Origin of the sequence: Protofrankia sp. Cr2, assembly GCF_963555885.1 — a bacterium.
Taxonomy (GTDB): domain Bacteria; phylum Actinomycetota; class Actinomycetes; order Frankiales; family Frankiaceae; genus Protofrankia.
In genome coordinates this window covers 63,992-90,255 of record NZ_CAUVXG010000017.1, presented here as the reverse complement: position 1 = coordinate 90,255, position 26,264 = coordinate 63,992, and the positions used below count along the sequence as shown (strand labels likewise).

Here is a 26,264-nt window from a genome sequence, read left to right as displayed (position 1 = left end):
GGTGCGGGGCTGGGTGGTGCGGGGCTGGGCAGCGCGTGGTTGTCCGCCGCGAGATGCCCCGCCACGCTCCCGGCGCCCGGCGTTCGGCGGGCCTGCCTGCTCACCGCGGCGCTCGGCGTCGTCATCCAGGCGCAGGGTGAGGGAGATGCGCTTGCGGGGAATGTCGACGTCGAGGACCTTCACCCGCACGATGTCGCCGGGTTTCACCACGTCCCGAGGGTCGGCCACGAAGGTCTTCGACATCGCCGAGACGTGCACGAGGCCGTCGGAGTGCACGCCCACGTCGACGAAGGCACCGAACGCGGCGACGTTGGTAACCACACCTTCCAGCACCATGTCGGGGGTGAGATCGGCGAGGGTGTTGACACCGTCGGCGAAGGTCGCGGTCCGAAACGCCGGGCGCGGGTCACGGCCCGGCTTCTCCAGTTCCGCCACGATGTCGGTGACCGTCGGCAGGCCGAAGGCGTTATCGACGAAGTCCGTGGGCCGCAGCGCACGCAACAGTGCGGTGTTGCCGATCAGGGCCGTGAGCTCGCTGCCGGTGGACGTCAGGATGCGCCGGACCACTGGATACGCCTCCGGGTGCACGCTGGAGGCGTCGAGCGGGTCGTCCCCGTCCCGGATGCGCAGGAAGCCGGCGCACTGCTCGAACGCTTTCGGGCCGAGCCGTGGGACGTCGGTGAGCGCCCGGCGCGAGCGGAACGGGCCGTTGGCATCACGGTGGCGCACGATGTTCTCCGCGAGCCCGCCGCCGATGCCCGAGACTCGGGTCAGCAGCGGGGCCGATGCGGTGTTGACGTCGACGCCGACGGCGTTCACCGCGTCCTCGACGACCGCGTCGAGCGAGCGCGACAGTTTGATCTCGGCGAGGTCATGCTGGTACTGGCCGACCCCGATTGACTTCGGGTCGATCTTGACGAGTTCGGCCAGCGGGTCCTGCAGACGGCGCGCGATCGACACCGCGCCGCGCAGCGACACATCCAGTTCGGGTAGTTCACGGGAGGCATACGCCGAGGCCGAGTAGACCGAGGCGCCGGCCTCGGAGACGACGACCGAGGTGAGCAACAGGTCGGGATGCAGCCTGGCCAGGTCGCTCGCGAGCTTGTCGGTCTCCCGGGACGCGGTGCCGTTGCCGATCGCGATCAGATCGACGCCGTGCTGGGCTGCGAGGCGGGCCAGTACCGCGATCGACTCGTCCCAGCGCCGCCGCGGTTCGTGCGGATAGATCGTTTCGGTGGCCACGACCTGGCCGGTCGCGTCAACCACCGCGACCTTCACACCCGTGCGCAGGCCCGGATCGAGACCCATGGTCACCCGGGCGCCGGCGGGCGCGGCGAGCAGGATGTCGCGCAGGTTGACGGCGAACACCCCCACCGCGGTGTCCTCGGCCGCCTGCCACAGGCGCATCCGCAGGTCGATGTCGAGATGGACGAGAATGCGTGTGCGCCAAGCCCAGCGCACGGTGTCCACCAGCCAGCGGTCGGCCGGGCGGCCCAGGTCGGCGACGGCGAAGCGTTCGGCGATCGCCACCTCGTAGGCGCTCGGCGCGGGGGTCTCCCGCGGTGCGGCCTCCTCGACGACATCGTCCTCCGGCTCCAGGGTGAGGTCGAGGATCTCCTCCTTCTCGCCACGGAACAGCGCGAGGATCCGGTGCGAGGGCAGCTTGGTGAACGGCTCGGCGAACTCGAAGTAGTCGGCGAACTTGGCGCCGGCATCCTGCTTACCCTCGCGTACCCGGGAGGTGAGCCGGCCCCGCGACCACATCCGCTCGCGCAAGGTCCCGATCAGGTCGGCGTCCTCGGCGAACCGCTCGACCAGGATCGCGCGTGCACCGTCCAGCGCGGCCGCGACGTCGTCGACGCCGCGCTCGGCGTTGACGAACGCTGCCGCGGCCAGCTGCGGGTCGAGGGTCGGATCGCCCAGCAGCGCCTCGGCCAGCGGTTCGAGACCGGCCTCCCGGGCGATCTGCGCCTTGGTACGGCGTTTGGGCTTGTACGGCAGGTAGATGTCCTCGAGGCGCGCCTTCGAGTCGGCTGCCATGATCTGCGCCTCGAGGGCGTCGTCCAGCTTGCCCTGCGAGCGGATCGACTCGAGGATCGCGGTGCGTCGCTCCTCCAGCTCACGCAGGTACCGCAACCGCTCCTCAAGGGTGCGCAGCTGCGCGTCGTCGAGCACGCCGGTCGCTTCCTTGCGGTAGCGGGCGATGAACGGCACGGTGGCCCCGCCGTCGAGCAAGTCCACGGCCGCGGTCACCTGGCCCTCACGCACGCCGAGCTCCTCGGCGATCCTGCGATGAACCGACGTCGTCACAATCCTGATCCGCCTTCGCGCTGGGGTCCGAAGTATTCGTGACCAGCTTGCCTGATCGTCAGGTCCGCGTACGCGGCAGGCCGCGCAACGCGCGCAGTAGCTTCTCGTAACCGCGACCATCGAAAAGATCGACCGGTTGCCAGGGTCGGAGCAGATCGGGGATGTCGCAGACCTCCAACGGCAGATCGCCTGGGCGCTCGACGTGGCCATGGAACAACCGCAAGGGGCCGTTTTCATGATTCCGGCGCGCCTCGAGCCGTGCGACATCCCCGATCGTCTGCGCGCCTGGAACCATGTCGACCTGTTCGCTCCCGACGGCTACGCCCGGTTGGTCGGTGCGCTCCGGAAGGTCGAACGACGAGGATGCGGATGACGCGCCATCCCGCCTACGACCGGGTGTAGTTCTCACGGACCGGTGCAGAACACGGCGGAACTCGCTATGATCCACGCGGACGGAAGGAGACGGATCCGGATGCGGAACAGCATGGCGGGCGGTCCGGGCTACAGCGTCGACGCAAACGTGACAAAGGCGCGCTCGCATACGATCGGTGATTTGTTGCGGCGGACGGCGCTTCGATATCCGGACAAGACCGCCCTCGTCGCCGGCGATTTCCGCGAGACCTATGCGCAGCTGAACGCGACGGTGAACGCGACGGCGCACGCGCTGTCCGACCGTGGGGTGGTCAAGGGTGACCGCATAGCCTTGCTATCGCACAATTGCCGTGAGTTCGTCGTTGTTTATCTGGCGCTGGCCAAGATCGGCGCCATTCTCGTCCCGATCAACTTCATGCTGACCGCCGAGGAGGTCGCGTTCATCCTCGACCACTGCGAGGTGACCGGGCTGGTGACCGAGGATGCACTGGCCCCGATCGCCGAGCGGGCGCTGGGTGTGGCGGGCCGTGGGGTCGACATCGCCGGGTGGATCAGCTCGGGTGCAGCCGAGCAAGGTGTAGCGGAGCGGGGCACGGACAGCCGCTGGGAGGACGTCGCGTCCTGGCTGGCGCATGACGACACATCCGAACCGGAGGTGTCCATCGGTGATGACGACCCGGTGCGCCTGATGTACACCAGCGGTACCGAATCCCGGCCGAAGGGAGTGGTGCTGACCAGCCGTTCGCTGATCACGCAGTATGTCAGCTGCATCATCGAGGGTGAAATGTCCTCGGACGACATCGAGGTACACGCACTTCCCTTCTATCACTGCGCGCAGCTCGACGGCTGTCTCACTCCGGACATCTACCTGGGTGCCACCGGTGTGATCCTGCCCGGTGCGGACCCGGCGGCCATTCTGGCCGCAGTGGAGCGGGAGCGGGCGACGAGGCTGTTCTGCCCGCCGACGGTGTGGATCGGCCTGTTGCGCTGCCCCACCTTCGAGGCGCACGACCTGTCGTCGTTGCGCAAGGGCATCTACGGTGCGGCGCCGATGCCCGTCGAAGTGCTACGGGAGATCCGGCAACGGCTGCCGGAGCTGCGGTTGTGGAATCTCTACGGCCAGACCGAGATGGCGCCGGTGGCCACGGTCCTGCGTCCGGAACTGCAGGTGGCCAAGGCGGGCTCAGCCGGCCGGCCGGCCCTGAACGTCGAGACCATAGTGGTGGACGACGATGACAAGCCGGTCCCGCCTGGAACCGTCGGGGAGATCGTGCACCGCAGCCCGCACGCCATGCTCGGTTACTACAAGGAGCCGGAAAAGACGGCCGAGGCGTTCCGGAACGGCTGGTTCCACTCCGGTGACCTCGGCGTGTTTGATTCCGACGGTTATCTCACGGTCGTGGACCGGAAAAAGGACATGATCAAGACCGGTGGTGAGAACGTCGCCAGCCGGGAGGTCGAGGAGGCGATCTACGGGCATCCGGGAGTGGCCGAGGTCGCTGTGTTCGGCATCGTCCATCCCTACTGGATCGAGGCGGTGACCGCCGTCGTGGTCGCGCGCCCAGGGGCGATGATTTCTCCTGAAGAGATCATCGACTACGCGCGCGGGTGTCTGGCCAGTTACAAGACCCCGAAGTATGTCGTCGTCACCGACCAGCTCCCGAAGAGCCCCAGCGGTAAGATCCTCAAGCGGGAGCTGCGGACGATCCACGCTCATCTCGTCGGCGCCGTTGTACCGTGATCACGTGGGGCTGGTGTACCACTCGGACCCCACGCTGATGAACACCCCGTCCGCCTCGGCGCTGACGCTTTCACCGATCAGTATCCTGGCTGTTGCCCGGACTTTACGACCCTCGACATCGAGAAGCTCGGATTCCGCCCGGAGCGGTGTTGAGATCGTCACCGGTGCCTTGTAGCGGATCGTCATCGTCCCGGTGGCGATGAGTTTCCCGGCGAGGGATGCGGCATGTCCGAGCATGACGTCGAACAGTGCGGCGATGTAGCCGCCGTGGACGTTGTTCCGGCTGCCCTCGTATGCCGGCCCGAGGGTCGCCTCGCCGTGGAACATCTCGCCGCGGCGTTCGACGATCAGCGGCGGGGCGAAGGGGTGGGAGCGGCCGAAGATCGGATGGCGCTCCCAGAGCACGGCATTGTCGGCGCCGCCGATCTGTAGGCCCACCCGGCCGTCGTACCGGCTGGCGCGGGCGTGCGGCCGCGCCAGGCGTTCCATGCGCTCGGCCGCGTCGGCGATCACGCGCAGGTCATCGGTGGGTATGTCGCCGGTGGCCAGGTGGCCGGCGAGGGCGCGCAACGCCGCCGCGGCACGGCGGGCCTCGTTTAACCCGTCGGTCAGCCCATTGGCAGATGCCGCCGCCGGTGAAATAGTCGACGTCGCACCCTGCCCGTCGGGCGGGTCTTGGCCGTCTGTCATCCGGGGACCTCCTCGCCTCGGGTGTCGCGACCATCGCGGCCCGACGTCCCATCTGCATCTACTCTTGCAAATAGTAATATAATTATGCCGGGCTCTCGACTGTGTGTCCGGCTTCCCCCTCGGCCGGGTGGATGTCGGCCCAGGCATGAGAGAGCGCTTCGGTGAAGATCTCCGGGGGTTGCGCGCCCGAGACCCCGTACCGGTTGTCGACGACGAAGAACGGCACACCGGTGGCACCCAGTGCCCGTGCCCGGTGGGCGTCGGCGTCCACCGCGTCGGCGTAGGTGCCCTCGGCGAGTACCCGGCGGGCCTCGCCGGTGTCCAGGCCGGCTTCCCCGGCCAGTGCGACGAGGCATTCGCGGTCGAACAGGGACCGCACCTGGGTGAAGTGGGCCAGGTAGAAGCGCTCGAGGACGGCGTCCTGAATGCCGCGATCCCTGGCCAGATGGACGAGTTGGTGCGCATCGGCGGTATTACTGACGAACCCGTCGACCAGGTGGTATTCCAGGCCGACGGTGGCCGCGGTGCGTTCCACCGCGACCTGGCTCGCCCGTGCCTGTGCCTGTGTCATGCCGTATGTGGCGACCAGCATGTCGGTCTGGCCGACGACGCGGTCGGTGGGCATGGTCGGGTCGAGCTGGAAGGAATAGTGGACGATCTCGATCTGGTCGCGGTGGGGGAAGCCGGCCAGCGCCTGCTCGAAGCGGCGCTTGCCGATCCAGCACCACGGGCAGACGAGGTCGGACCAGATGTCAACCCGCATGGGGTTCTCCTCGGTGCTGGTCGGGATGTGCTGGTCGGGATGTGCTGGTCGCGATGTCCGGCCCGTGTACGCGGCGGCTGCGGTCTGGGGTCTAGTCTGCAGTCTGAGGACTAATTGAAGAGTTTTTCAATTAGCGACATGGTGAATGGCCCGTTGTGCTCGAGCGACGGACGGGCCGTTGAGCAAGGGAAGGGCGGGACCGAGGTCGGATGCCGGGGACGAGGGTGACGCGGGCCGCGCGGACGCAGGTTCCGCTCTATCAGGCGAAGGCGGAGTTCTTCCGGATGCTGGGGCATCCGGTGCGGATCCGGGTGCTCGAGCTGCTCCAGGACGGGCCGATGCCCGTCCGGGACCTGCGATGCGCGGTCGAGGTGGAGCCGTCGAATCTGTCCCAGCAGCTGGCGGTGTTGCGCCGCTCGGGGATCGTGACGGCGACCCGGGACGGCTCGACGGTCGTCTACGCGCTCGCGGGCGGGGACGTGGCCGAGTTGATGCGGGCCGCGCGAAGGATCCTCACCGAGATGCTTGCCGGGCAGGAGGACCTGCTCGCGCAGCTGCGCGAGGCCGACATGAGGTCGATGTGAGCGCGGCGATCGCACCTGGCCGGGTGACCGGGTGGGCGGTGTGGGGCCGGGTGCAAGCGGTGCTGCCCACCCGGGCCTCGTTCATCTCGATGGGCCGCTCGCCACGTAAGGACCTGCTCGCCGGACTCACGGTGGCGGTGGTGGCCCTACCCCTGGCGTTGGGGTTCGGGATCTCCTCCGGGCTCGGTGCCCAGGCGGGGCTTGCCACCGCAGTGGTCGCGGGCGCCCTTGCCGCGATCTTCGGCGGATCCAATCTGCAGGTCTCGGGACCAACCGGCGCTATGACCGTGGTGTTGGTACCGATTGTCCACACCTACGGTCCCAGCGGAGTGCTCACCGTCGGGCTGTTGGCGGGGTTGCTGCTGGTGACCCTCGCATTGGCGAAGGTCGGCGGCTACATGCGCTATGTGCCGGCGCCGGTGGTGGAGGGTTTCACCGTGGGGATCGCCGCCGTCATCGCACTCCAACAGGTACCCGCGGCGTTCGGGGTGACGGCCCCACCCGGGGACAAGGTCGTCGTGGTGGCCGCACGTGCCGTCATCGACTTCGCCGGACATCCGCACTGGGCGGCCGTGGTCCTGGCCGGCACGGTCATCGCGGTCATGCTGGTCGGGGGCCGGTGGCGGCCGACGGTGCCCTTCTCTCTCGTCGCGGTTGTCGCGACAACCGTCGCAGCCGAGGCCGCGCACCTGCCGGTGGCGCGCATCGGCCACCTGCCGGCCGGGCTACCCATCCCCTCGCTGGGCTTCCTGGACCCTTCCGCAGTGCCGGGACTGCTGCCTTCGGTGGTCGCGGTCGCCGCACTCGCCGCGCTGGAGTCACTGCTGTCGGCAACGGTGGCGGACGCGATGAGCGTGTCCGATCGCCATGACCCGGACCGGGAGTTGTTCGGCCAGGGCGTGGCCAACCTGGCCGCGCCGTTGTTCGGCGGGGTTCCCGCCACCGCCGCGATCGCCCGCACCGCGGTCAACGTCCGTTCCGGCGCGGTGTCCCGACTGGCCGCCCTCACCCATGCGGTCGCGCTCGCGGTCATCGTGTTCGCCGCGGCCCCCCTGGTTGGACGCATCCCGCTGGCGGCGCTTGCCGGGGTGCTGCTGGCTACGGCCGTACGCATGGTCGAAGTCGGCTCGGTCCGGGTCCTGGCCCGTGCCGACCGCGGCGACGCCGCGGTACTGGTGCTGACAGCGCTGGCCACCCTGGCGCTGGATCTGGTCGTCGCAGTGATAGCCGGCCTGGTCGTGGCCGGAGCGTTGGCGCTACGCCAGGTTGCCAGGGCCGCGCGGGTCGAACAGGTCGCACTGGACGACGGCCTGTCACCAACCGATCACCACGCAGAAGAACAGGCCCTGCTCGCGCGGCACATCGTGGCATACCGCATCGACGGGCCGGTGTTCTTCGCCGCCGCGCACCGCTTCCTTCTGGAACTCACCGACGTGGCCGATGTCCTGGTCGTCATCCTGCGGATGTCCCGGGTCACTGCGATCGACTCCACCGGAGCCCTGGTCCTCAAGGATGTGATCACCAAACTGGAACGCCGTGGCATCTGCGTCCTGTTGTCCGGTATCAGGCCCGGCCATCAGCAGGTGCTGTCCACCTTCGGCGTCGCCGAGCACCTGCGCCGGGACGGGCTGCTGTTTCCCGACACCCCCGCCGCGATCGCGCACGCCCTGCTCCTGGCGCCGGATGTGCTGTTGAATCCGCGTGCGGCAATCTCCCGGCCGCAGGCGGAGGGGACATGCTGATTCCCAGCCCGACCGGAGTGAATCCCGCGTACAGCATCCAGATCCGTGTCCCGGCCCGGGCGGTGAGCGAGGTCCGGTCGGTCATCGCCGACGCGCCCGGTACCGTCACCGTTCAGGCGGACGAACCCGGCCCCGCCGGCGCGCACCGTATCATTCTGGACGCGGACAGTGCACGCACCCTGACCTGGCTGACCGCCGCGCTGCGCCGCCGCCTGGGTACCGACCTGTTCCACGCCGAAGACCTCGTCTTCGCGACGGCCTCCACGGGCAAGCTCGCCCAGCAGGTGTGTGCGGCCGTCACCACCGGTCATGACGTCGCGCTGCTGGACGCCGACGCCGACCGGCGGGTGATCACCCATCTTGCCGCCCATCCACGCCATACCGACCGCTACACGGGCCGCTCCCGGCGGATTGCGCTGCTCACCGACGCCAGTGCCGTCCTGGACTTCGAGCCGATGCGCGCCGAGACGGCTCTGCCGGCGGTCGAGTCCCAGGCCGTCCACCTGCAGCGGGCAACCGGCCTGGACGTCATTCCGCTGCCGGTCGCCACGCGCGGCGCCGACGAGCTCGCGAACGTCATCCGGATGTTGGCTCCGGGCTTCGCCGCGACCGTCCTCGTCCATACCCACATCCGCCACATCGAGACCGCCCGCGCCGCGGTCGACGCCGCCTCCCAGCTGTTGCTGGACGCGGTCAACGACGGGCTCGCCGTGGCCGCCACCGCCGCGGCCGTCAACGCGCTGCGCGCGCGGGCCGTCGACCCGCGTCGGGCCCGGGTCATCCTCGTCGACCCGGCCCGAGGCGGGGACCTGGCTGGTCTCCTGGTCGCGGCCGGGATCGGTGACATCACCCTCTACGACCCGGTGGAGTACGGCATCCAGGCGCTGCATGCCGTTGCCGACCAGACGGATCTGGTCATCGACCTGATGGGTCTCGCCGCACCACCGCTGGGCGTCCCGGTACTGCGGACCCGGTTGGAAACCCCACCCCCGATGCTGGCCGCCACCACCGGGCCGCGCCCGCTGCACGCGCTGCCGGGCCTGGTCACCGCGGCCGTCACCACCCGGATGCCGATCACTGCGGCGGCGCGTCTGGCCGCCGCGTACGCTCTGGCCGAGCATGCGGAGCCCGGCGCCCTGCTGCCCGCGCTGGATCATCCTGAGCTGACCGCGGCCGTCGCCGCCGCCGCCATCCGGGCGCTTACCGCCTCGGAGTGACCCGCACCGCCACCGCGTCACCCACGACCATCGCCGGACCCGGCGTCCAGACGGTCCACGGGTTGGACGGCAGCACGACCGCCGCTCAGCCTGGAGATGTCATCACGATCAGCGAGGAACCGATCAAACCCACGGGACCTCGAGGAAAACCGATTTCCCTTTCTGTCGGAGCCCGGCATTTCTTTGGGAAAGAGCGTCAACCGTTATGAGGAATGAAACGGTAGGGCGCGTATGCGCATCCGGTCACGAAGTATTGTGACCACGGCGCCTGCGGCAAGTTCGTCCGTGACGCCGGGAAGGTTGGCCAGCAGGAGTTCGGCCTGCTGATCGGGAGCCAGTTCGTTGAGGTGTCTGAGCAGCACAAACGATGGCCTGGTACGCCGCTGTCGTGCAAGGATCGCGCTGAAATCACTGTCGCTGGACACGATGATCTGTTCATGATCTGTCGCCCATGTGACGATGTCTGCGTCCGTGGCCGTACCAAGGCCCACATCGACGACATGCTGGGCGTCGTAGCTGGCGTCACGAAGCCGTGCTGCGACCCGGGGAGACAGGTTCGCGTCGATCAGAAGCCTCACGCCGAGTTGGCCAGCGGCAGCTCACGCTCGCTGACCGCCGCCGCCGCATACTCCAAGGAGGCTAGGATGTCTGCGTACTCGAGGTAAGGGTAGTCCGCCAGGACGTCCTCGGCGGAACGACCGGCCGCGAGCTGGCCGACAACAGCGCTGACCGTCACGCGCATCCCACGGATGCAGGGCAACCCGCCCATTTGGGCGGGGTCGACACTGATCCGCTCGAAGGTCATTCGCTCATGATACGGCGGAGGAGGAGAGCGGCGGCGAGGTAGTCGCCGGCCGCCAGCGGGACGATGATCAGTAGTGGGGCGACGGCGTAGTCGGCGACGGCATGGAACCAGGCGGGCAGGAAGCGGACGAGGGACATGGCGGAACCTCCAGGCGTTGGTCGGGTCTGTCGACGGTCCTGTTGGCGTTGGGCTGCTCGACGGTCCGGTTGTCCTTTCCGCCCGTTGTTCGGTGTTCGATGCCGGTCGGAAAAGGGGTCTCCTTGTTGATCGTCCGGCGTACCGCGACCATGGGAAAAGGTAGGCCTGATCGAATTGGCATACGGCTGAACGGTAACGGTGGGGACAACCTTTTTCTAGTTCGTTTACGCTCGCTGCCGATTCCACGGTAGAAATCTCCATGTGGCGAGCGATTACGGATTGCACGAGGAAGAGACGTATTGCCCGCGCAGGCCACCGCCGGGTGGGTAGACGGCCAGGTGGACATCGACGCGCGCAACGCAACCCCCATGCCCTCTTGCTGTCCTTCTGCCCTTTCCGTAGCGTGGTCGTCACGGCGATGAAGGGCCGGGGAGGTGGCTGTGGGGCCAAACAAGCGCAAGCAACAGGAACACGACCGCCGGGTCGTCAACCGCGGTCCGCGCACCTGCCCGACGTGCAACGGGAAGGGTTTCCTCGAAAAGCGCAACGTGGAACGCGACGAGGACGGCCTGTTCGACGGCGCCGCCGTGTGGGACTGCGACCGCTGCAACAAGACAGGAAAAATCAATGACTGAGCCGGTGGCGCCGCCGATGGTGACGGGCCTGGTCCTGCGCTGCCGGTATCACCGGCGGCACCCGCTCCGCGGCCGCGACGGGCTGGACGCGAAGGGCGGCCTCACGCCTGTCGCGCTGCCGGACTGCTGCCGTGCCGTGAACCGCCGAGACCTGGATCTCGGTCTCGAGCCTGAGCCGGCGCCCGAGTCGCCCGACTCGCCTGACACGCCTGACACGCTGCCGCCGGGCCGGTACGACGGGCCGATCTGAGCGGGCGGGCGGGCGTTCTCAGACGGCGCAGCCGGGGCATTATGGGCCGGCTGGTGCGACGGCCGGGTGCTGGTGTGTTGGGTGATGGTGGGCCGGGCTGGTGTGGATCGTGGCGGCGGCCAGCCGGGGGACGTGACGCAGCAGGTGCGCCTCGGCGGCGTGGGCGATGTCGTGGGCCTCCACCAGTGACAGCTGCGGATCGACGGTCACGTCGGCTTCCGCGCGCAGCGCATGGCCGATCCAGCGGATCCGAAGCTCGCGGACCGCGCGGATGCCCGGGGTGTGGGTCAACGTCGCGGTGGCCTCGGCGACCAGGGCCGGGTCGACCGCGTCCATCAGCCGGGCCGTCACCACCCGGGCAGCGCTGCGCAGCACCCCGAGAATGACCACGGTGATCGCCAGTCCGACGGCCGGGTCCGCCCATCGCCATCCCAGTGCCACACCGCCGGCGCCGGCCAGGACCGCGAGGCTGGTGAACCCGTCGGTGCGGGCGTGCAGTCCGTCGGCGACCAGCGCCGCCGACCCGATCCGCCGGCCGATGCGGATCCGGTAGCGGGCCACCAGTTCGTTGCCGGCGAAGCCGACCAGGCCGGCGGCGGCGACCGCGCCGAGGTGGCCGACCGGGCGTGGGTGCGCCAGCCGGTCGATCGCCTCGAACGCCGCGAGCCCACTCGACAGCGCAATCATGACGAGGACGGCGATACCGGCGAGGTCCTCCGCCCGGCCGTAGCCGTAGGTGAACCGGCTGCTCGGCGGGCGCCGGGCCAGCGTGAACGCGATCAGCAGCGGGATCGCGGTCGCCGCGTCCGCGACGTTGTGCAGGGTGTCGCCCAGCAACGCCACCGACCCCGACACGGCCACCACGATCGCCTGGACGGTGGCGGTCAGTCCGAGACCCGCGAGGCTCGCGAGCAACGCCCGCCGGCCGGCGGCGTCGGCCTCCACCGCGTCGTCGATCTGGTCGGCTGTGTCATGGCTGTGCCCGCCCGCCGCCTGGGCGAGAGCGTGTCGCAGCCGCGGGCCGATCCCACGGAGCTGCGCCCGATCGCGGTGCGGGTGACTGTGGGACGGGTGACTGTCACCATCGCCGACATGCGCGTGATCGTCCTCGCCGGGGTCATGCCGGTGGTCGGTGCTCACCGGCCGACGATAACCGGAAACGATCATTGCGGTCGGTTTGCAGGTGCGCCCGGTCTGCTGCTGCCCGTCCTGGCCATCCGCGCATCCTGGTCTCCTGCCACACCCGTGCACACCGTCCGCAGCGGCACGAAGCGTGTTTCGGCGGATTTTGAGATTGTCACCGGTCCCGCGCTCAAAGCCGTACAGAACGGTATGAAAACTTCTCAACGAACAGCTGGTGGCTTGAGGGACAGACGGTCAGCGATCCGGTCAAGCCCGTCCCGGATCATCTGTACATACCCGTCGTCGCCGAACGCGTCCATCGCGGCGTAGCCGCGCCGAAGGTGGTCGCGCGCTCGGTCGAGGTCCCCGAGCTTGCGATATGCCTCGGCGAGATTGAGGTCCAACGACGGGTAGGCCCCTGCACTGAGCCGGCGACACCGGCCTGTCGCACCCGCTCGTCGCTGATGAGACCTGCCTTGAGTGGCGAGGGCGCAGCGGTGCCGTGCGTCGCCGTCGATCTCCTCTCAGAGTTTTGCGACCAGCCGCCGGGTGGCCTCACGGTCACCGCTGTGACCCGGCGCAATACCCTTTCTGATCTTGAATCCTGTGAACAGATCCACAGGCTGGAGCCCGGATCGGCCACTACATGATCATCGCGGCATATGAGGTCGAGTAGCTTCTCGCAGCTCACTTTGGCACCGACTCACTGCGGCGGATCGAGGACGGGTCCGCCGTCTTGTTCGACGCCCCCACATATGATGCGATCGCGGGACGAGCCGGGCCGACGCTGTGACAGCGGCTGTCCATCGGGCGGCCCGTCTTGTCCGCGACAATTTCCGTAAGGGGCTCCCGACGTACGTTCATAACGCACTTCTGATCGCGCCTATACCATCTGCCACGGTGGTATCGGGCATCGCCCGCCGTGGCGTGGAAGAGAGGACAAGTATGTCCAACGAGCATGAATGTGAGCCCCACATGGTGGTTGCCTCATGGCCGGACGAAGCCCCGCTAGCCCGCGAGAGGAACCGGGTCCGGCGTGGAGTCGTCGAGATGGACTTGATTGAAGACGCCGACGAATATGAACCGCCGCCGCCCGTCTTGCCGCCGCCCGTCTTGCCGCCGCCCGTCTTGCCGCCGCCTCCGCCGGTCGGCGGTCGTGACACGGTCGGCGAGTAGGCCCACGCCGTGCCGGACGGAGCCGCCCAGGTGCTAGTTTTCCTGTTTGGTGTGGCACCCGGCTATCTATACCATCAGGCGCTCAACAGACGTGTGACCCGGGACGAACGAACCGGGTTGCGGGAGGCGGCTGAGATCTTCTCCGCCGGCGCTTTCGCCAGCTCGGTCTCGACATTGGTGGTGCTGGGTTGCGCGCAGTGCACCACCGTGTTCATTCGGCTTGGGGATCTGATCCTTGGCATGGCCTACATCCGAGTCCATCCCTGGCAGCTCATTTGGTCCGGTCTGGCCGCAGCGCTGGTTGCGGCGGGCTTGGCCTGGCTCGCCGGCACGCTTCTTGCTATTACGGCCGCCCGGGGCATGGCGATACGGGGGGGAACGGTGTGGACGCGGGTGCTGCCCATGAGCCGTAAGGGCCGGCGTCCGTATCTCGCCGTCGAACTCCTCGATGGCCGCGTCGTCGAGGGATTCCTGCTTCAGGCGTCGATCGACGCGGATCACGAACGCCGTGATCTCGCTCTCCAGCCGCCGATCATGTGGTCGGCCCCGGGCACGGAACGCAGAGCAAGCCCGGCAGGATTCGTAGTTCTTCCTGGCCGGGAAATACGGGTGATTCAGGCAAGCTACCCGACTTTACGTCGTGCGTCCCCGAGCCCTCCCATAAGGCCGGAGGAACAATCTGGTGTCCCTGGTCCCCGATGATGAGTGGCTGGGTGTGATGTCGCCATCCAGTGATTATCGGCAACGCAACAGCGCCGGCCGAGCTACGCGTCCGTGTCCGGTTTATACATTCGCAGCGATGGTCGACTATTAGGCGCATTGACTATGTTTAATCCGTCTCGGACGTCAATTTTGGAGGTATATATGGTGCATTTTGTTCCTAAGCGAGCCCACCTGAGGATCAGTGGCAGTGAAGCGCTGTACACCTCGGCGGCGGGTTCAGCCATTTCCGTGAACGCGGGGCTTGCGTACCAGGCGGTCGAGGAGATATGGGAGGTCGAACGTCGCAGGAAGACGTTCAGACCGTCGTACTCGGCCATGCTGGAGTTCGGTTCGCAGCTGGGTAATTCGATGCTTGGGGGCGCTGCGGCTGCGGCGCTATTCGCTGATATTGAGAACGCGGAGTTGGCCGGCAGTCGTTTGCGTCTCGGCATAGAGATCGACGGTTCGGGTCTGCTCGATTTTCCCTGGGAAGCCCTCGTGCCTCCTGGAATGGATAGCCCGCTGGCATTACTGCCCAACGTCGAAGTTTATCGTAGGATCGGAGGTCGTGCCCGCATGCGAGCTGAACCTCCGACGTCGGGTGTGCTGCGGGTGGTCGTGGTCATTGCGTCACCAGAGCGGGGCGGCGGGCAGTTGCTCGACTATGAATACGAACTGGATCGAATCATCGATGCCCTGGGCTCGTTGCCGGAGAGAGGAATGATCGACCTCGAGATCCTGACCTGGGGGTCGCTTAACGCTATCAGGAATGCGCTCGCGGAGCGGCCAACGCACATTCTTCATATCTCTTGCCACGCGGCTCCGGGAACACTCTTCCTGGAGACAGACGCTGGTGATGTCGATCCTATCGGGCTTGGACCTCTAGTCGCGGCGTTCCCTTCGCACTACGTTATTCCGCTGACCATACTCGCGGGATGTTCAACAGCGATTGCCGGCTCCCAGCCCGGTTCGGATGCGACGGCTAGCGCAAGTGAGCTGCCCAGCCTCGCGCGCGGGCTCGTACGCCACAGCGAAACCTCTGTGATCGCGATGACGGCGGCCGTTGGAGACGCCTACGCGACGGAGCTCGTCTCCGGGATTTATCAGGCGGTCGCCGACTCGCCTTCCGTCGACACGCTCACCGCTTTCACCGCAGCCCGTCTAGGTGCCATGACGGATCATGCCCAAGCGGACTGGTCGGTTCCAGCATTCTTCTGCACCGACGAGCCTACAGTAATCGAAGCATCCACCGCTGATGCGTTTACTGATCGACCGAGGGTCAGACCAGCCAATCGCCCGCGTTCTACGTTCATCGGGCGGCGCGCCGAACTAAGGGCCCTGCATGGAGATATTAGCGCCTCGGGGCGACCAATCCTGCTAACCGGGATGGCAGGTTCGGGGAAGACGGCGCTGATCACGAAGGTTCTCGCCGGTTTGACTGACGAGAACGTCGTGGTCCTGATACGCGGTGCCACCGAGTCGACCGAGGTGATTGCCGTGGTTTTGAACCGGGTTGAGGAATGGTGTCGTGCCAGGAGCCGTGTGGACATGGCGGAGACGATTGAGAATCTGCGCGATCACGGACTCCCGCACTCGCGTCAATTCACTGCCTTGAATCGAATACTCGGCGACGTGCGTGTGCTACTGGTCCTTGATGAGTTCGAGGAAAACCTCAGGTTTTGTGGATCGGGGTTTGACATCCGTGATCAGAATCTTCAGGAGTTGATCATTGAATGGATGCGCCTAATTCCACGCACTGGCCTGATCCTGGTCAGCCGTTTGGCGTTCACGCTAGCCAAAGCGGGTGGCGACGAGTTCTTAGTCCGTCGTCTGGGACCATTGTCTGGCTCCGAAACTCAGAAAATGATCTGGCGTCATCCCAACATCATGTCCACGATCGACACCCATCAAAGCGACGTAACGTCCCGGGTTGAAGCCAGGGATCGCAGTCGCGGCCGCCGGATCGTGTTGGGACATCCGGGCGCGATCGTCCATCTCGAGGAGGATCTCGCTGCGGCCAAGCAACCAATTGGCGAAGCCGTGAGGCGAACGTTGGCGAGTTTGAGTGCGCGGTCCGGGTTAGACTTCCTACGCCAGGTTCTAGCGGTGCATCCGCTGGGCCGAAAACTGCTTGACGGTGCCGTAGCCTATCGCCGTCCCGTTCCGCTCCTAGCGTTGTACTGGCAGGTATCGGCCGTACCCGAGGCCCGAACGCTTGACCCGGAGTTACTTGCTCGTTTGGATGCGGCACTCACGACCGGTCCTGGTATCGCGCAAGCCGCGATTGATATTGAGGCGATTACCCAAGAGATCTCAGTGGCCAGGCGTCCTGTGCTGGACCCGGACTTTCTGGCCGCGGTGGAGTTCGCCATCGACCTCGGTCTAATCTGCCAGGTTGAGACCGGCGGCCAGGAACCCGAGTATGTTGTCCACGGCTGGATCAGAGAAGTGCTTCGCGTTGAAATGGCGGGGCAGGATGCCGTCGAGCATCATATTCGTGCCGGCAGGTACTGGGAATGGGTTTACGACGATCCAGCGGGTTATCTCAATGACCCGAATGGCTATGTCTGCTTACTTGACGCTTATCATCATTATTCGCTTGCGGATCCCGTCGCTGCGGAACGGCTCGTTCCGGATCTCGCCTTCACGCTTTTGGGTCTCAACAGAACCGAAGAAGCGGAAAAACTGGTACGGAATAGGGCCGGTTCGTGGTCAGCTGCCAGCCAGCGCATCGACGCTGACGGGATCCTCGCCCATATCCTGGTGAACCGAGGGGCCTTCGGAGAGGCGGCGGACGTGCTATCAGCCAGCTTGGCCGGTGGAGGCGAGGACGCTCCGGACGCCTTTCAGGCACTCAGCCTGAATCTGCTTCTCAGTAACGCGCTCCTTGGCGACGCAAGGCCGGACGAAGCTGTGATCGCGGTAGACACCGCGGGCCGTTGGGCGGACAATCTCGGCGACCTCGGCGCGAAGGCCGCAATATACAGAGCTCGGGCAGCGGTCAGCGTATCTACTGGCGATTACGTTTCTGCCCGCCGAGACGCAGGTCGGGCGGTGGCGATATGGGAGGACAATCTGTCGCGATTCAGGAGCGAGTTTCTTCAGGCAGCCCTGCGCTTCGACGTGCAGGTGCTGACTGGTTTTCGGGGAGCGCCCGGTCTGAAAGGTGTCGTCATCCGACACGGGCGTGCCGCCATGCTCGGCTTCGATGCCTATATCCAGGCCCAGATAATCATTGCGGCTCTTGCTGCGACCGCAGGGAAGTGGCAGGTTGGCGTGTCGGCGCTGGATCAGGCCATGGAGCAGGTCCTTCAGATGGGGCCCCTCCTGGCGTCGATCTACGAACCCGGAATACACTTGCAGCGAGCGGTGTTGGCGTTTAACTGCGGCACTCTCGATCAAGCAGACCGGAACGCGCGACGGGCGCTCGAGACGGCCGAATCGAGAGGTTCATGGGCCGAAGCCGCGAATGCCGCGCTACTGCTTGGGCAGCTTGCGGCGGTGCGAGGTGCGTACGATGTCGCGATACGGTGGTTTGGATACATATTTGCCATGCGGAACCCTCCTCCGAATATTCGGACTATGGCATTGCTGGCCCTAGCGGGTGTCGGTATTTCCGTCGGTGATGTTGCCCACACCGCTGACCTTCTCAAGCGAGCGAATAGGAACTCTCAAGCGACAGACAACCCCACATTTTTGATCATTGATAAGATGGTTCGCGGTATGCAGGCGTGCCTTGAAGAGGATCTCGATCGCTTCACGCGTTTCACCGACGAAGCGAAGGCAATCGCGACGGACGCTGGCTCGTCCGCACTGTTCGCTTTCTGCATGGTTCTGGACATAGTTGCACTACTCGAGGCCGGAGCGCCATTGCCCCAGACCCGCGACGAATGTGACTCCCTCATCGCCGTCGCGGAGCAAATGGATCAGCTTATTCTTCTCGCAATGGCCAAGCTGCTGTTGGCGATGGCGATCGTCGAAAGCAACTCTCCTGACTTGGACGAGGCGGAGAGCGCATGCAGGGAGGCTCAACGGCTGGCAGAGCATGCCGGAATGCACAGCCTCGTCGCTCAGTGCGCAGACACGCTGGGAGAGATCGCGACCCGAGGAGGTTTGCCGGCCAGCGAGGTCGTTGTCTGGCGCAAACTGTCGGTACTCGTCGGACGAAGAGTTGGTGACAGATCGTCAGAGCTTGGCGACCTCGTGACGCCGTTGTCCAAAGCTATCAGTCGAGGTGACGAAGCTGAGGCGGACCGCATATTTGCTGAGATGCGATTGAGGTCCAAAGCGAACAGCCGTGAGGCGGCGATCACAGGTCTTATTGCAGCGGGTCGCCTCGCGCAACGCGGGAACTGGCCGGAAGCCAACGATCGGCTTCTCATTGCCTTCAGAACGGCCCGGCTCGCCGGCGATCGCCAGCTGGCGGGTTACGCATCAATCGAGCTAGGCAGGATCGCTTACAGGATGAAGGATCTTGAAGGCGCGGAGAAGCATTTCATTGCTGCTGTGAAGGACCTCGGATGCAGCGATCTGGAGGAGGTCGCGAGGGTGCTCGCGTTCTTGAGCGTCGTCTTGTGCGATCGAGCGGTTGCCGACCCAGAATGGTGGAAGCCGCTGTTACATCTATCGAATCGGGTCGATGACCCTGGAATTCGAGCAGTCTGCCTGGAGCAGGCTGGACGAGTCGCACTTCTGCTGAAAGACTATGCCCGCGCTGAGCCGTGGCTCGCCGAAGCTGTTGATCTTGGCGAACTCAATCCGGCTCTGGGCTCTGACCTCAATGGCCGGAGGCGCCTTCTAGCAAATGTACTAATTAATCTCGACGGTCGGACAGTTGACGCCGCTACCAAATATATGATGAACGTACTCGACTCAGTATCCGATGACACGGAGCGGGATGTGCATGACGTTCTCGGGCTTCTTTCCCTGCGCCTGCGAGTCGGCGATGAACGCTTCGCCGCGATGACGCGCCAGATTCTTGGCATGCTCGTCGACGGTGAGGAGGTCGATCGGGCGGCCGAATTCTTCGAGAGTATCACGAGGTAGGCCGTTTCGCGCCTGACTAATCCACACTGAGCAATACCGTGCGTTGGAGATAATTGACTATCTTATGGTTGTCGAGAGCTGGAAGGTGTTCGCAAGCGCGATGTGGATAGCATCGGAAACGGCGATGCCGCCTGCCGCGAGCTCAAGCCGGAGTTGTCTAGTTAATTCGATCTTGTGTGTTCATTGGGCTGGCTGGCGCGTCGCCTTACCCCGTCCGACCTAGGCCGATAGGTGCGCCCTCGATCGACAATTTGGCCCTCATTGTGTATGACCTAAAGGTGGCCAGCCTCTACCCCAAGAAGGTCAACGGGAGTACCTACTACTACCTGCGGGAGATGGCCCGCATCGACGGCAAGCCGAAGATGGTCAGCGAACGCTACCTGGCCGCGGCCGCGGACATCGCCGCGGCCGTGGAAGCCCGGGAGGCAGCTTCCCTTCTGGAGCGGACTCGCCACCTCGCCTTCGGCGACGTGGTCGCGGTGTGGGGCGTGCTGACCCGCCTGGACGTCGCCGGCACGGTCGACGAGGTCGTCGGGGCACAGCGCTCGGATGCCGGGGCCAGCGTGGGCACCTACCTGGCGCTGGCCGCACTCAACCGCATCGTCGCGCCGTGCTCGAAGGCGGCGTTCGCCGACTGGTGGGCCACCACCGCCGCCGACCGGTTCACAAAGATCCCTACTCGGGTGCTCGACCACCGCCGGTTCTGGGACGCCATGCACGCGGTCACCCAGGCCGACCTGGCGACGGTCGAACGCTGGCTCGCGCTGCGGCTGGCCGACACCTACGAGATCGACATTTCCGCGGTGGCCCTCGACATGACCAACTTCGCCACCTCCATCGACAGCACCAACACCAAGGCGTCCCTGGCCCAGCGAGGCAGGGCCAAACAGAAACGCTATGACCTGCGCATCGTAGGCCTGGGCCTGGTGGTCACCCGCGACGGCGGGATCCCTCTGGTCTCCCACACCTACCCCGGCAACCGGCCCGACGTCACCCAGTTACCACCTTGGTCGACGAGCTGGTGACCCGCCACACCGCGCTCGCCGCCGCCCACGGCACCCCCACAGCCGACGTCACCGTGGTCTTCGATGCCGGACAGAACTCCACCGATAACTTCGCCCACCTGACCACCATTCTGCCCGGCAACACCCCGCCGGAGCACCGGCTCACCTGGGCCGTCGAGGGCGGCGCCCGCGCCGCCCTCGAGACCGAGGTGTTCGGCAAGCGGGTGCTGGTCACCGACCGCGACGACTGGCCGGTGGCCGAGGTGGTGGCCGCCTACCGTTCCCAATCCGAGGCCGAGTTCGGTTTCCGCCAGCTCAAAGACTCCTATACCGTCTCGTTCAGTCCTATGTACCACTGGACCGACCACACCATCCGCGTCCACACCTTCACCTGCGTGCTCGCACTGCAGGTCGCCCACCTCATGCGCCGCCAAGCCGAGCAGGCCGGGCTGCACCTGTCGGTACGCGACCTACTCGGCCAGCTCGCAGGCATCGGCGAGACCATGCTGATCTACCCCACCGCCGGGGGGCGACCCAAGGCCCGCCGTATGCTCACCGAGACGAGCGCCACCCAGGAGGACCTCGCCGATATCTTCGGCCTCGCCCGGTTGGCGCCCCGCTCTTAGAGGGCGTTTGATATGAGTTAATCGCGTCTTATATCCTAATACGTTCCTCGCCAGATTGGTGTCGTCTCGTCCGTTATGCGCTTGGCAACGTTGTCGATCATAGCGATATGGATCATTGATTCGGAGCTGACGGGCAAAGTCTCGTAGTCGCGGGCCAAGCGGCGGTGGAGCATGAGCCAGCCCAAGGTCCGTTCGATGATCCAGCGCCGTTTCACGACGTGAAAGCCGCGGGTTCTGGTTTTTCTGGGGACGACTTCGACATCGATGCCACGGGCGGCTCCGTGTTCGACCACGGTATTTTTGAAGCCGGTGTCGATCCAGGTTTTCGAGAGTGTCCGGTATATTTTCTTGGCCTGGTCGAGCAGGTGTATTCCGAGGGTGTTGTCCGACAGGTGTGCGGCGGTGACGGTCACGGCGAGCAGCAGGCCGAGGGTGTCGGTGACGATGCCCCGTTTCCGTCCGACGATCTTCTTGCCGGCGTCGATGCCTTGGCTGGCCTGGGGAACGTCGGTGGAGGTCTTGACGTTCTGGGTGTCGAGGATGCATGCGGTCCGGTCGGGCTTGCGACCCTGCGTGACGCGGGCCAGGCTGGTCAGGTCGTAGTTAAGGCGGGCGAAAACACCCGCGTCCCGCCAGGCCGCATAGTAAAAGTAGACGGTGCCGTGCGGGGGAATTCGTGGGGCAGGTATTTCCACGGAATGCCGGTCCGGTTGACGTACAGGATTGCGTCGAACACGTCGCGGAGGTCGACCTGGGCGGGCTGGCCGGTGGGCCGGCGGTCGAGCCGGGCCTGCCGCCAGGCGTGCAGGGTCGGAGCGATCAGCGCCCACCGGTCATCGGATAGATCGCTGGGGTACGGCTTACGCGGGCTCATGACAGACGCTCCTACCTGGCCTGCCTGGCCCTAAACCCGCCAGAGGGCCGGGACGTGGCTCAGCCGGAAGGGAGTTTTCGTCCCCTCGCTATATCAGACGGAATCCGGGCCGCATATGCGGACTAAACATGTGCCCCGATCGTCGCCCCCGGGGTGCGTGAATATGGTCCAGCATCGCGAATAGTATCAAAAGCCGCCGGTCCTATAGGCGACGTATCGTTACCAGGGCTACGTAAACGCCCTCTAAGGGTCTTGACCGGGCGACGAGGTACTGGCGGCGCTGACCCGGTCGGTGGCGATAGCGTCGCGACCATGAGCCGGACCCGCGGTGACCAGATCCGCATGAGCCCGCAGGAGATCGACGACTTCCTGCATGGCCACTGGAGCGCTGTGATCGGCAGCAACGGGCCGCATGGCATCCCGCATCTGGCGACGGTCAGTTACGGGCTGATGGATGGCCGGATCGTGTTCAGTTCGTACGCGAAGGCCCAGAAGATAGTGAACCTGCGCCGTGACAGCCGGGTCACCTGCCTGGTGGAGGACCTGGGCGAGAACTACGGTTCGGTCCAGGGCGTCTTGGTCTACGGTCGGGCGCGGCTCATCGATGATCCCGAGGAGATCCGTCCGATGATGGACGCGGTACTCACGCGGATCGCTGCCGCGGGCCGGGCCATCACGACCGACACGATGGCCGAGCGCGTCGTCGCGAAGCGGACCGCCGTGCTCGTCGAGCCCGACCGTGTCCTGTCCTGGGATCACCGTCGCCTCGACGGCGCCTACTGACGGTCGGGCGCCTACTGGCGGTCGGGTGCCTACCGAGAGTCAGGCCCCTACTGAGATTCAGGCGCGGATGGGGGCGTTGACCAGCGTGCGTGTGGTCGGCTGCGCGGAACCGCCGGCCGGCTCCGCGGTGACCGCGATGGCGCGGGCTGCCCCGGCCCCGGTGAGCAGGCGGTCCACCGCGACCGCGCGGCCGTCGGCGGTGCCGGCGGAGCGCACCCCGTCCGCGCCGACGAACCAGAACTGGTAGACCCGCCCGCCGGGGAGCGCAGGCAGGTCCCGCGCCGAGACCAGCGCGCTGTCGGCCACGGCCACCACGGCCAGGCTCCCGCCGCCGTCCAGCGGCATGCCCGCCGAGCGTGACAGCGCCACGGACGCGAGCGCGCTCAGGCGGTCGGCGCGTTGGCGCTCGTCGTCCAGACGCCGGTGCTGATCGGCCACCGTCAGGCCGGCCGCGGTGACGGCGACCACCGCCGCCGCGGCGGCCGCGGTTACCGGACGCAGCCAGCGCGGGCGGCCTTGCCTCTTTTGGGACCTGTCGGCCTGCGCCGGGAGCTGCGGGGTGGTCGCGATTCGCCCGAGCACCGCCGACCGTAGCGACGCGGGCGGTTCCAGTGCGTCAGCCTCGGTCAGGGCTGCGGCGGTCGCCCGCAGCCCGGCCACCTCCTCGGCGCAGAACTCGCATCCGGCGAGGTGCGCCTCGACCTGTGCCCGCTCGCCGGCGTCCACTGCGTCGAGGGCGTATGCACCGGTCAGCGCGTGGACGTCCGGGGGAGTCATCGTCCAACCCCCAGGCAGTCACGCAGCCGGATCAAGCCGTCGCGCATCCTCGTCTTCACCGTTCCCACCGGGACTTTCAGGTACTCGGCAACCTCACGGTAGGTGTATCCGCGGTAATAGGCCAGTGTGATCGATTCCCGTTGGATGCCGGTGAGGCGGTCCAGACAGCGGCGAACACGCTCACGCTCGAGTCTCGCCTCGACCTGTTCGACCACGTCATCGACGCCGTCGTCGTCCCGATAGTCGAGCAGGGCAACCCTGCGTTCACGGTCGGTCGACGCTTGTACCGAGCGGACGCGATCGACGGCCCGGCGGTGCGCGAAGGTGCAGACCCAGGTCGAGGCGCTGCCCTTGGCCGGATCGAAGCGGGCGGCGGTCCGCCACACCTCGACGAACACATCCTGGGTCACTTCTTCGGACTGCGCGGGGTCGCGCAGCACCCGCCGGACGAGCCCCAGGACCCGCGGGGCGAGCAGGTCGTAGAGGGTGGCGAACGCATCGGCGTCACCGCGGCCGGCGCGTTGGAGGAGGTCGTCCGCGCGTCCTGTGGCATCGGACCCGGTGCGCGGCGCGGCATCGGGCGCACTGCCCGGCCCGCTATGCGGTCCGATGGCTGGCGCGAGGCGCAGCACACGGCGTGGATTCTCGTCGGCTCGCATCGACACCCGTTTCCGGTGCTGTTCGGAGCTTTCCGGATCGCGCTCCGAACGTGTGATCGTGTTCTTCGCATTGTGCCGCTGGCAGTGTCATCGCGGTAACATCTAACTCATTGATCCGTATTGGGTCGGCTTCGGCGAGGAGATCATCACGTGGGAGCGCGGCTGGAGCTGGCGGATGCTTACCTGCACACTCCGGGCTCGGACCCGACGTGGAGCGAGAGCCGCTACGTCGACTTCTACGACGCCACCGCGCGGGTCGGCGGCTGGCTGCGGCTGGGGATGCGGCCGAACGAGGGGCATGCCGAGGTGTCCGCGTGCGTCTACCTGCCCGACGGCCGGGTCGCCTTCGCCTTCACCCGCGCGCCCATCGGTGCCAACGGTCTCGCAGCGGGCGGCCAGGAGTGGTCGGTCGGCGAACCATACGTAGCCGGGCGGGTGCGCGTCGCGGGCGAGGCTCTGCTGCTGGACGACCCGTGGCTGCTCACCGACCCCAGACGGGCGTACGCACAGTGCCCACGGATCGAGTGCGAACTGGACCTCGTGACGTCCACGCAGGGCCTGGCCGCGGTGATGGGATCCGATCAGGAGCACATCGAGAAGATCTTTTTGCCCGGTCAGGCCGACTTCCACTACCAGCATCTTGCTCACATCACCGGGACGGTCCGCGTCGGCGACATGATGTGGCAGCTCGACGGCCGGGGCGGCAAGGACCACTCGTGGGGCCCGCGTAACTGGCAGGCGAAGATCTACATGCGTTGGCTCATCTGTTCCCTGGACGACGACACCGGGTTCATGCTGCTTCGCGCTGTCGGCCCGACCAGGAGCACCCGTAGCGGACATGTCTGGGTGGGCGGTGAGTTCGCGGTCGTCGACGACTTCGAGATGCACAACGCCTACGCCGGTGCACCCCACCATGAGCTGCGGTCGGTGTCGGTACGGATCTTCGCTGCCGGCCGGGAGTGGTCCGCGAGCGGGCAGCCGGCGGCATGGCTGCCCGCTCGGCACCGGCGAACCGCAGCGGACGGCGTCGAGAGCATCCTGCGCATCGTCAAGTCACCGACCATGTGGACGTGGCCGGACGGGCGCGTCGGTGTCGGACACTGCGAGTACCATGACCTGCTCCAGGCGGGCGTGCCCGTCGGATTGGCCGACTGATGCCGGACGGGTCGCGGGAAACCCCGGGTCTGGCCGCGCGGGCAGTCGAGGAGTGGTTTGGCGAGCATGTCCCCACTGCCGCGGGACCACTTCGGTTCGACGTGGTCGTCGGAGGTGGCCACTCGAACATCATCTACCGGGTGACGGACTCGGGTGGCCGGAGCTTCGCGCTGCGTAGGCCTCCGCTGGGCGCCTACCCACCGGGCGCCCACGACGTCATCCGGGAGGCCCGGGTTCTCTCCGCGCTCGGGCCGAGCGCCATACCGGTGCCGCGGGTCCTCGCCGTGTGCGATGACGCTGAGATCACCGGCGCGCCGTTCGTCGTCATGACCTGGGTCGACGGGCACGTCGTGGCGACACCGGACGACGTCGAACGGATCATGCCCGATCCGTCCACGCGGCAGCGGGCCGCATGGGAGCTTGTTGACACCCTCGCCGACCTGCACGGGGTCGACGTCACCGCCGTGGGTCTGGGCGACCTGTCGCCGCGAGGGGATTTCATCGCGCGAGCGTTGCACGGGTGGTTGCGAGTCTGGGACCGCGTTCGAACCCGCGACCTGCCGGTCGTGACGGAGCTGGCCGACCGCCTCGGGCGGAGCCGCCCGCAGCGGTCCCGGACCGGTCTGGTGCACACCGACTTCCGTTTCGGCAACGTGATGCTCGGTTCCGACGGGCGCGTGGTGGCGGTCCTCGACTGGGAGCTCGCGAGCGTCGGTGACGTTCTGGCCGACATCGGCGTGCTGCTCAACAGCTGGGAGCTACCGGCGGACGCAACGCCGCCGGTGTGGATGCAGACGCCGCCGACCCGCGCGGCCGGATTCCCGGACCGCACGGCGATCATCGACCGGTATGCCGAGCGCACCGGGTTCGACCTGGCGGACGTGGCGTACTACCGAGCCTTCGCCTACTGGCGGATGGCGGTGATCGCCGAGGGCGTCAAACGCCGCTACGAGTCCGCGAGTCTGGCCGGTAGCCCGGTCGACTTCGCCCATCTCGACCGCCGGGTGATCGACCTGACGGAACTGGCCGACATCCATCTGCGGGCGTCTACCGCCTGAGGGGCCGAATTCGTCCGATTGATCTATTGACATGT

At 66.6% G+C, this 26,264-nt stretch carries 24 protein-coding genes and 1 pseudogene; 14 read left to right on the top strand and 11 right to left on the bottom strand.

From position 1 onward, the window contains the following. Positions 1-2,313, bottom strand: a 2,313-nt coding sequence (locus U9978_RS10690) for a Tex family protein (protein WP_416210922.1), incomplete at its 3' end; no start/stop codon positions are given. A 133-nt stretch (positions 2,314-2,446) separates the two neighbouring features. On the opposite strand from U9978_RS10690, the gene U9978_RS10685 reads away from it, so the two are divergent. Next, a complete protein-coding gene (locus tag U9978_RS10685) occupies positions 2,447-2,683 on the top strand; it encodes a hypothetical protein (RefSeq protein WP_322760932.1) in 237 nt (78 codons plus the stop codon). A 99-nt stretch (positions 2,684-2,782) separates the two neighbouring features. Continuing rightward, the gene (locus U9978_RS10680) at positions 2,783-4,423 is read left to right on the top strand and encodes an acyl-CoA synthetase (protein WP_322760931.1); all 1,641 of its coding nucleotides are present in this window, start codon (positions 2,783-2,785) and stop codon (positions 4,421-4,423) included. Here U9978_RS10680 and U9978_RS10675 read toward each other — a convergent pair whose 3' ends face one another. Both U9978_RS10675 and U9978_RS10670 read right to left on the bottom strand, forming a co-directional pair. After that, positions 4,424-5,113 (bottom strand): PaaI family thioesterase, encoded by a 690-nt coding sequence (locus U9978_RS10675; RefSeq protein ID WP_322760930.1) that lies wholly within the window; start codon positions 5,111-5,113, stop codon positions 4,424-4,426. A gap of 82 nt (positions 5,114-5,195) precedes the next feature. Then, positions 5,196-5,876 carry a DsbA family oxidoreductase gene (locus tag U9978_RS10670; protein ID WP_322760929.1) on the bottom strand — a complete coding sequence of 227 codons (681 nt, stop codon included), beginning with the start codon at positions 5,874-5,876 and terminating at the stop codon, positions 5,196-5,198. A gap of 209 nt (positions 5,877-6,085) precedes the next feature. On the opposite strand from U9978_RS10670, the gene U9978_RS10665 reads away from it, so the two are divergent. From U9978_RS10665 to U9978_RS10655, 3 genes are all read left to right on the top strand, one after another. After that, positions 6,086-6,460, top strand: a complete 375-nt coding sequence (locus U9978_RS10665; RefSeq protein ID WP_322760928.1) for a metalloregulator ArsR/SmtB family transcription factor — start codon at positions 6,086-6,088, stop codon at positions 6,458-6,460. A gap of 89 nt (positions 6,461-6,549) precedes the next feature. Beyond that, a complete protein-coding gene (locus U9978_RS10660; protein ID WP_416210921.1) occupies positions 6,550-8,202 on the top strand; it encodes a SulP family inorganic anion transporter in 1,653 nt (550 codons plus the stop codon). Then, positions 8,196-9,419, top strand: a complete 1,224-nt coding sequence (locus tag U9978_RS10655; protein WP_322760926.1) for a malic enzyme-like protein — start codon at positions 8,196-8,198, stop codon at positions 9,417-9,419. The genes U9978_RS10660 and U9978_RS10655 overlap by 7 nt, the downstream gene beginning before the upstream one ends. Before the next feature lie 203 nt (positions 9,420-9,622). On the opposite strand, the gene U9978_RS10650 is transcribed toward U9978_RS10655, so the two are convergent. The 3 genes from U9978_RS10650 to U9978_RS10640 are packed head-to-tail and all read right to left on the bottom strand — an operon-like array spanning position 9,623 to position 10,361. Continuing rightward, positions 9,623-9,997 carry a DUF5615 family PIN-like protein gene (locus U9978_RS10650; RefSeq protein ID WP_322760925.1) on the bottom strand — a complete coding sequence of 125 codons (375 nt, stop codon included), beginning with the start codon at positions 9,995-9,997 and terminating at the stop codon, positions 9,623-9,625. Then, the gene (locus U9978_RS10645; RefSeq protein ID WP_322760924.1) at positions 9,994-10,224 is read right to left on the bottom strand and encodes a DUF433 domain-containing protein; all 231 of its coding nucleotides are present in this window, start codon (positions 10,222-10,224) and stop codon (positions 9,994-9,996) included. The genes U9978_RS10650 and U9978_RS10645 overlap by 4 nt, the downstream gene beginning before the upstream one ends. Then, on the bottom strand, positions 10,221-10,361 hold the full coding sequence (locus U9978_RS10640) for a hypothetical protein (protein WP_322760923.1): 141 nt from the start codon (positions 10,359-10,361) through the stop codon (positions 10,221-10,223). The genes U9978_RS10645 and U9978_RS10640 overlap by 4 nt, the downstream gene beginning before the upstream one ends. A 441-nt stretch (positions 10,362-10,802) precedes the next feature. Between U9978_RS10640 and U9978_RS10635 the strand changes: the two genes are divergently transcribed. Both U9978_RS10635 and U9978_RS10630 read left to right on the top strand, forming a co-directional pair. Beyond that, the gene (locus tag U9978_RS10635) at positions 10,803-10,997 is read left to right on the top strand and encodes a hypothetical protein (protein ID WP_322760922.1); all 195 of its coding nucleotides are present in this window, start codon (positions 10,803-10,805) and stop codon (positions 10,995-10,997) included. Then, positions 10,990-11,247: a hypothetical protein gene (locus U9978_RS10630; protein ID WP_322760921.1), complete on the top strand. Its 258-nt coding sequence runs from the start codon at positions 10,990-10,992 to the stop codon at positions 11,245-11,247. Before U9978_RS10635 ends, U9978_RS10630 begins: the two co-directional genes overlap by 8 nt. 39 nt (positions 11,248-11,286) lie before the next feature. Here the strand turns inward: U9978_RS10630 and U9978_RS10625 are convergent, their stop codons facing one another. Together U9978_RS10625 and U9978_RS10620 are read right to left on the bottom strand one after the other, a co-directional pair. Next, positions 11,287-12,387, bottom strand: a complete 1,101-nt coding sequence (locus U9978_RS10625; RefSeq protein WP_322760920.1) for a cation diffusion facilitator family transporter — start codon at positions 12,385-12,387, stop codon at positions 11,287-11,289. Positions 12,388-12,590: 203 nt separating this feature from the next. Beyond that, positions 12,591-12,773, bottom strand: coding sequence for a hypothetical protein (locus U9978_RS10620; RefSeq protein WP_322760919.1), 183 nt, complete (start codon positions 12,771-12,773; stop codon positions 12,591-12,593). A gap of 781 nt (positions 12,774-13,554) precedes the next feature. Between U9978_RS10620 and U9978_RS10615 the strand changes: the two genes are divergently transcribed. The 4 genes from U9978_RS10615 (at position 13,555) to U9978_RS10600 (ending at position 20,923) form a co-directional block, all read left to right on the top strand. Continuing rightward, complete coding sequence (locus U9978_RS10615; RefSeq protein ID WP_322760918.1) at positions 13,555-14,247, top strand: DUF6338 family protein; 693 nt, start codon at positions 13,555-13,557, stop codon at positions 14,245-14,247. Between the two features lie 162 nt (positions 14,248-14,409). Next, a complete protein-coding gene (locus U9978_RS10610) occupies positions 14,410-19,293 on the top strand; it encodes a CHAT domain-containing protein (RefSeq protein WP_322760917.1) in 4,884 nt (1,627 codons plus the stop codon). A 278-nt stretch (positions 19,294-19,571) separates the two neighbouring features. Further along, positions 19,572-20,318 (top strand): hypothetical protein, encoded by a 747-nt coding sequence (locus U9978_RS10605; RefSeq protein WP_322760916.1) that lies wholly within the window; start codon positions 19,572-19,574, stop codon positions 20,316-20,318. Further along, the gene (locus U9978_RS10600) at positions 20,315-20,923 is read left to right on the top strand and encodes a hypothetical protein (protein ID WP_322760915.1); all 609 of its coding nucleotides are present in this window, start codon (positions 20,315-20,317) and stop codon (positions 20,921-20,923) included. The genes U9978_RS10605 and U9978_RS10600 overlap by 4 nt, the downstream gene beginning before the upstream one ends. Before the next feature lie 35 nt (positions 20,924-20,958). Here the strand turns inward: U9978_RS10600 and U9978_RS10595 are convergent. Continuing rightward, positions 20,959-21,797: pseudogene (locus tag U9978_RS10595) on the bottom strand (IS5 family transposase). Positions 21,798-22,109: 312 nt separating this feature from the next. Here U9978_RS10595 and U9978_RS10590 point away from each other — a divergent pair. Beyond that, positions 22,110-22,580, top strand: a complete 471-nt coding sequence (locus tag U9978_RS10590; RefSeq protein ID WP_322760914.1) for a pyridoxamine 5'-phosphate oxidase family protein — start codon at positions 22,110-22,112, stop codon at positions 22,578-22,580. A 57-nt stretch (positions 22,581-22,637) separates the two neighbouring features. Here the strand turns inward: U9978_RS10590 and U9978_RS10585 are convergent, their stop codons facing one another. Further along, on the bottom strand, positions 22,638-23,357 hold the full coding sequence (locus U9978_RS10585) for an anti-sigma factor (protein ID WP_322760913.1): 720 nt from the start codon (positions 23,355-23,357) through the stop codon (positions 22,638-22,640). Then, positions 23,354-24,016, bottom strand: a complete 663-nt coding sequence (gene sigK, locus U9978_RS10580) for an ECF RNA polymerase sigma factor SigK (RefSeq protein WP_322760912.1) — start codon at positions 24,014-24,016, stop codon at positions 23,354-23,356. The genes U9978_RS10585 and sigK overlap by 4 nt, the downstream gene beginning before the upstream one ends. 150 nt (positions 24,017-24,166) lie before the next feature. On the opposite strand from sigK, the gene U9978_RS10575 reads away from it, so the two are divergent. Together U9978_RS10575 and U9978_RS10570 are read left to right on the top strand one after the other, a co-directional pair. After that, the gene (locus U9978_RS10575; RefSeq protein WP_322760911.1) at positions 24,167-25,171 is read left to right on the top strand and encodes a hypothetical protein; all 1,005 of its coding nucleotides are present in this window, start codon (positions 24,167-24,169) and stop codon (positions 25,169-25,171) included. Beyond that, positions 25,171-26,229, top strand: coding sequence for a phosphotransferase family protein (locus U9978_RS10570; protein WP_322760910.1), 1,059 nt, complete (start codon positions 25,171-25,173; stop codon positions 26,227-26,229). The genes U9978_RS10575 and U9978_RS10570 overlap by 1 nt, the downstream gene beginning before the upstream one ends. Positions 26,230-26,264 lie beyond the last annotated feature (35 nt).